The organism is Proteiniphilum sp. (genome assembly GCF_034927365.1).
In the GTDB taxonomy this organism is placed as follows: Bacteria; Bacteroidota; Bacteroidia; order Bacteroidales; family Dysgonomonadaceae; genus Proteiniphilum.
In genome coordinates, this window is record NZ_JAYFQD010000004.1 from 26,268 (window position 1) to 32,822 (window position 6,555).

The window sequence follows — 6,555 nt, forward strand, 5'->3', positions numbered from 1 at the left end:
TATCATGCTGGAAAAAATATTTAAACTCAAACAAAATAAGACAACCGTACGCACGGAACTGGTGGCGGGAGTGATTACCTTTCTCACCATGTCTTATATCCTGGTGGTGAACCCCAACATACTTGGCGCAACGGGTATGGACAAGGAGGCGCTTTTTACTGCGACAGCACTCGCCACTCTGGTAGGTACGCTCTTCATGGCGTTTATCCCGAATCTGCCGGTCGCTCAGGCTCCCGGTATGGGTTTGAACTCCTTTTTTGCATTCTCTGTCGTGATAGGACTGGGATACACCTGGCAAATGGCGCTGACCGCTGTTTTCATCCAGGGTATTATCTTTATACTTCTCACCATGTTCAATATCCGTGAACTGATTGTGAAAAGTATTCCCCACACCATCAAGCATGCCATTCCGGTGGGGATCGGCCTCTTTATCACTCTGCTCGGCCTGCAAAACGCGGGATTGATCGTGAAGGATGAAAATACGATGGTGACCCTGGGAGCTATGTCTAACCCCCATGTGTGGGTGGCTTTGCTGGGTCTTATCCTTACGGCCGTACTCTATTATAAGAAAGTACACGGAGCTTTTCTTATCGGTATCGCAGTGGCTACTATCTTTGCTGTTATCCTGGGAGAAGTCCATTTGCCCGAAGGAAGCCTGATCGCTCTTCCTCCCGATATTTCACCTATTTTCGTACAGTTCGAGTGGTCCAATATTTTTACATTTGACATGCTGATCGTGGTATTCACTTTCCTCTTTGTGAATCTGTTTGATACCATCGGTACGCTGTTGGGTGTAGCCTCGAAAATAGGAATTACCGATGAGAACGGAGATTTTCCACAACTGAAACGCGCCCTGTTTGCCGATGCACTCGGCACTACCTTTGGTGCTATATTAGGAACCAGTACGGTTACCGCTTATGTGGAAAGTGCTTCGGGTGTGGCTGTGGGAGGCCGTACCGGATTGACCGCCCTCTCTACTGCCGGTATGTTTGCACTGGCGCTTTTCTTTGCCCCTCTTTTCCTGATGGTGCCAGCATCAGCTACCGCTCCCGCCCTGATCCTGGTAGGATTGTTCATGCTCTCTTCTGTGGTAAAGATCAACTTCGACGATATGACCGAGGCGCTGCCCGCATTTCTCACCATCGTGATGATGCCGTTCGCCTTCAGTATCGCACAGGGTATTGTCTTCGGTATGCTTTCGTTTGTATTCCTGAAAGTATTGAGCGGAAGATTTAAACATGTATCGGTTACCATGTGGGTCATCTTCGTACTGTTTATCGTGAAGATGGTGCTGGATGGGATGAACGTGGTTTAAGTTTTGGATACCGTTTTTTTATTATTAAGTCCCGTTAGATTGTATTTAGCGGGACTTAATTTTTAATTGACAATGGACAATTGACAATGGATGATTGACCAAGTCCAATGGGCAGTGAAATATGGTAACGTGCGGAATTGCTTGTGTATGTCGGCTGAAATGACTATTTTTGCGGCCTAAACCAATATAAAATCATAACAATAAATAGCTTATGGCAACAACTGCTGATTTCAGGAACGGAATGTGCATCGATCTGGAGGGCCAGTATTACTTTATCGTGGAGTTTCTTCATGTGAAACCGGGTAAGGGTGCTGCTTTTGTCCGTACCAAACTGAGGAATGTGACCACAGGACGTATCCTTGAAAAAACGTTCAACTCGGGTGTAAAAGTAGATGAGGTGCGTATTGAACGCCGCCCCTTCCAGTATCTCTACCGCGATGATATGGGATATAATTTCATGAATACCGAAACTTTCGAACAGATTCCTATTCCCGAAGAACAGATTGAAGGGGTGAGGTTTCTGAAAGAAGGGGATGTCGTGGAGGTCCAGATCCATGCAGATAGCGGAACTATCCTTACTGCCGAAATGCCGACACATGTAGTGCTCGAGGTGACCTATACCGAACCGGGAATCAAGGGTGATACCGCCACCAACACGCTGAAACCCGCTACCGTGGAAACAGGTGCAGAAGTGCGTGTTCCCCTGTTCATCAATACGGGTGAAAAGATCAGGGTGGATACCCGTGACGGTTCATACGTTGAACGTGTCAGAAATTAATTATCAATAGCTTTTATTCAGATGGACTTCGGCCGCATATTCGATTTTCTTGTCCGGTTGCAGATGTATAACGACCGCAACTGGTTCCATGAGCATAAATTCGAGTATGATGAAGCCAAGTCCGATTTTGATACTTTTATCAACAGACTCATTGTGCCGCTTGCTCAACTGGATCCCTCTATCGGATCGGCGACGGCCGGTGAGTCTGTTTTCCGTATTTATCGCGATACCCGCTTCTCGCATGATAAAACACCTTACAAGACCCATTTCAGCGCTTTTATCGCCAATGGCGGCAAGAAAACACGTTATGCCGGGTACTATATCCATATACAACCCGACGAATCGTTTTTTGCCGGTGGTATCTATAGTCCCGACCCGGCTACGCTCGAATCCGTGAGGAATGAAATCTATCATCATCCCGATGAGATAAGGAATATCCTCGATAACCGGAAATTCAAAAAGACTTTCCCCGAATTATCCGATGAGGATCGGTTGAAAAAGCCTCCTGTCGGCTATCCCAAAGATTTTAAGGAAATCGAACTACTGAAAAACAAACATTTTATCACTCATTATCCCCTTACAAATGAGTTTTTCCTGGAAGACGGGTTGATCGACCGTCTGATGGAACTCTGCAAGATACAGTATCCTCTTAATGCGTTTTTAAATAGGGCCGTGAAGGGTTAGTATTCATTGAAATCCTTTGTCAGATTAGCTTTTATAATGTAACAAAGTTGTTTGTAACAAAGTTGTTTGTAATTATTTTTTGGCTATCTTTGTGGTTGAAAGGAGGAGATTGCATGGAGAATCCGTTTGTTTTTGGCTCGGCAACATCAGGAGAATGGTTTACCGACCGTGAAGAAGATGCGAGGCGATTGTCGGCGAATTTCAGGCACGGGGTGAATACGATACTTATCTCACCGCGCCGTTGGGGTAAGACATCACTGGTGCAAAAGGTGAGTGAAGAAACCCGTTCAGCGGATCTGAAGGTGGTCAATATGGATGTGTTTGCCTGCCGTAACGAGGAGGAATTTTATACGCTTTATGCTACAGAATTGATCAAGCAGACTGCCAGCCGTTGGGAGGAATGGGTGGAGAATGCGAAGCGTTTTTTGTCGGGATTGGTGCCCAAAATCAGTTTCGGGGTTGATCCGATGACCGATTTTACCCTCTCCTTTGACTTTTCTGATAAGCAGTTGAATGGAGAGGTGTTGAATCTGTCCCAAAAGATCGCGAAAGAGAAAGGTGTCCATATCGTGGTATGTCTGGATGAGTTTCAGCAAGTGGCAGAATTTGACAATACACTCTATTTTCAGCGGAAACTGCGTTCGGCATGGCAGTTACACCAGGACGTGACCTATTGTCTTTACGGGAGCAAAAAGCATTTGATGACCAAGTTGTTCTCGAAACAGAGCATGCCGTTTTATAAGTTCGGTGATGTGATCTATCTACAGAAAATTACTACTTCCGATTGGATTGCTTTTATTCGCCACCGGTTTGAAGTTACCGGAAAGCAAATATCGGCCGAGCTTGCAGAGAAAGTGGCTGTTACCGTCGAGAACCACTCTTCGTATGTACAGCAACTGGCCTGGCTATTGTGGATACAGACGGATAAAGAAGCCATAGAAGCGGGATTTGAAGCGGCATATACCGATTTGCTCAATCAGAATTCGATGCTTTACTTTAAATATATTGATGGTTTGACTACCTATCAGCTCAATTTTCTCTACGCTGTGACGGAGGGGATTACGTCTGAATTTACCCGGAAGGAGATTCTGCAACGTTATCAATTGGGGACTTCTGCCAATATAAGAAGGCTCAAAACATCGCTTGAAAACAAGGAATTGATTGATATCTCGGGTAAAACCGTCAGTTTTAATGATCCTGTTTTTAAATTATGGTTCAAGAAAAATGTAAGAAGGTTCTGATAAAATTAGCAATATGCAAATTATTCTTTCACCTGCGAAACTGATGGATTTTTCAGTTGAGACCGGAGTCCTAAAACCCACCCGGCCGTTGTTTCCGGAAAAGACCAAAGAGTTGATAAACGTCTGCCGACAACTGTCTGATAAGAAAATCGCCGCAGAAATGGAGATCAACGCCAGGATGGCACATGATGTATATGAATATTTCCAGATGTTCGATCTCAGGTCCACTCCGGAGCAACCGGCAGCACTTGCCTATAACGGGATTGCCTACAAAGGGTTGAACGCCCACGATTTCTCCGTCGAAGATTTTGATTTCGCACAGCAGCATCTCAATATCATCTCCGGATTATACGGTATTGTCCGTCCGTTGGATGCGATCAAACCCTACCGGCTGGAGATACAGCGGAGAATTGTGCCGCAGGGATACAAGACGCTCTATGATTTCTGGGAAGACAGGGTCAATGAGTATCTCTCGAAGAAACTGCGGAAAGGAGACAAGACCATTATCAATGTGGCATCCAAGGAATATGCAAAGGTAGTTCGGAAGAGTAAGTTACCGAAAGGAACGAAAATCATCGATATCCAGTTTTTACAGCAGGAGAATGATGAATTGAAACAGATAGTGGTACATTCCAAGAAAGCACGGGGTCTCATGTCCCGCTTTATCATCAAAAACCGGCTGGTCGATCCGGAAGAGGTAAAAGGATTCGATTATGAAGGCTATTTTTTCTATCCTGCGCTCTCGAAAGAAGATACCTGGGTGTTCGTGAGATAAGCGAAAAATGAAGAAAAAACTTTTATAAAAGTATAGAAATATCAAACAGGCAATTCAGGGAAATATGAAGAGTGTTATATTGCTATTATTCTTATTAGTGATTATATCTTGTGGGAAAGAAGAGCAACCGGATATTGTCTCTGAAATTGTATCGGAGTTAACTGTTGAATCAAGTGTGACTCATAGCTCAATTGTATTTACTACAAATAAAGAATGGGCAGTTTTTGTGTCTTTTCCCCAAGGTAATGATTCGTGGTGTTCTGTTTCTCCTTCTAAAGGTTCCGCCGGTGAAGTTGAAATTAACATAATTGCCACAACAGAGAACTCAGGAAATGAAGATAGGAGTGCCACCATAACGATTAAAACAGGTAAAACAGTCAAAACCGTTACATTTACACAAAAGCAGAAGAGTGTAGTGCGGACTGTACACGTTGGAATTCGGGGGACATTGAAAAAATTATTGGGAATTTACTATAAGGAAACAGAGGAATTGACAATTTCAGGTGAAATTCACGGAGATGATATTCAAACAATCAGGGAAATGGAGAATCTTCATTATTTAGATATGCTTGACGTTTCTATTGTTGTAGGAGGTAGTTTTGTTCTGGATGATGGTCAGTCTTATTCCACAAAAACAAATGCAATCCCTGAGCGTATGTTAGAGGGCTACAGGAACATAAAAACCGTAGTTCTACCTAGAGATATCACGGCTATTGGAAACTGGGCGTTTGCTTATTGTTATGATTTAACTTCTATTACCCTCCCCAATAGTGTTACCTCTATAGGAGAATATGCATTTGCTAATTGTCATAGCTTAACTTCTATCACCCTTCCCAATAGTGTTGCTTCTATTGGAAAATATGCATTTGCCGATTGTAGAGGTTTAACCTCTATCACTCTCTCCAATAGTGTTACCTCTATAGGAGAACATGCATTTGATAATTGTCGTAGCTTGACTTCTATTTCTATCCCTAATAGTGTTATTTCTATCGGAAAATATGCATTTGAAGATTGTCGTAGTTTAATCTCTATCGTCCTTTCCAATGGTATTACTTCTATTGGGGAATATGCATTTTATAACTGTTATAGTTTAACTTCTATCACACTTCCCAATGGTGTTACATCAGTTGGAGAAGGGACATTTGGTTTTTGCTATTATTTAACTGCGGTCATCCTTCCAGAGAGTGTCACATCCATTGAGGAATATGCATTTTATCAATGTTATTATTTAACTTCTATCACACTTCCTGATGGTGTTAGTTCGATTGGGGATAATGCATTTGCTAAAACTAGTTTAAATTCTATCATTCTGCCCAACAGTGTTACCTCTATTGGATATGGTGCATTTTTTCAATGTTATGAATTAACTTCGATTACTATCGGTTCCGGTATAAAAAATATACAGACTTCTGTGTTCGATGCCTGTTGGAATATTCAGGAGATTTATATAAAAGCGACAACTCCTCCTCAGATGCAGAGTGATATACCTAATCAGAGTGCTGTAAAGTTATATGTTCCAAAAGGGAGCAAAGAAATTTATCAGAATAATGAATCTTGGAGTGGATTCAAAGAATATATTGAAGTAGATTATGGTATCAGAGAATCATATCTATGGATAAACTAAGCATCAAACAATGGGCGGAGGAAGACCGTCCCCGTGAAAAATTACTGTTGAAAGGAGTTTCGGTCCTTTCCGACTCGGAGCTCCTTGCTATCCTTATCAGGTCGGGTAATGACAAACAGAGTGCGGTAGAATTGAGCC

7 protein-coding genes are annotated in these 6,555 nt (G+C 42.8%); all 7 read left to right on the forward strand.

Going from position 1 to position 6,555, the window contains the following annotated elements; translation table 11 throughout:
- The first annotated feature begins 4 nt into the window (after positions 1-4).
- Positions 5-1,315 (forward strand): NCS2 family permease, encoded by a 1,311-nt coding sequence (locus VB073_RS02035; RefSeq protein ID WP_323402477.1) that lies wholly within the window; start codon positions 5-7, stop codon positions 1,313-1,315.
- A 211-nt stretch (positions 1,316-1,526) separates the two neighbouring features.
- The gene (gene efp / locus VB073_RS02040; protein ID WP_323402478.1) at positions 1,527-2,093 is read left to right on the forward strand and encodes an elongation factor P; all 567 of its coding nucleotides are present in this window, start codon (positions 1,527-1,529) and stop codon (positions 2,091-2,093) included.
- A gap of 21 nt (positions 2,094-2,114) precedes the next feature.
- Positions 2,115-2,777: a DUF2461 domain-containing protein gene (locus tag VB073_RS02045; RefSeq protein WP_323402479.1), complete on the forward strand. Its 663-nt coding sequence runs from the start codon at positions 2,115-2,117 to the stop codon at positions 2,775-2,777.
- Between the two features lie 113 nt (positions 2,778-2,890).
- Complete coding sequence (locus VB073_RS02050; RefSeq protein WP_323402480.1) at positions 2,891-4,018, forward strand: AAA family ATPase; 1,128 nt, start codon at positions 2,891-2,893, stop codon at positions 4,016-4,018.
- Between the two features lie 13 nt (positions 4,019-4,031).
- A complete protein-coding gene (locus VB073_RS02055; RefSeq protein ID WP_323402481.1) occupies positions 4,032-4,793 on the forward strand; it encodes a YaaA family protein in 762 nt (253 codons plus the stop codon).
- A gap of 64 nt (positions 4,794-4,857) precedes the next feature.
- Positions 4,858-6,417 carry a leucine-rich repeat protein gene (locus tag VB073_RS02060; RefSeq protein WP_323402482.1) on the forward strand — a complete coding sequence of 520 codons (1,560 nt, stop codon included), beginning with the start codon at positions 4,858-4,860 and terminating at the stop codon, positions 6,415-6,417.
- On the forward strand, positions 6,405-6,555 hold a 151-nt coding region (locus tag VB073_RS02065; protein ID WP_323402484.1), incomplete at its 3' end, for a UPF0758 domain-containing protein. The genes VB073_RS02060 and VB073_RS02065, both read left to right, overlap by 13 nt.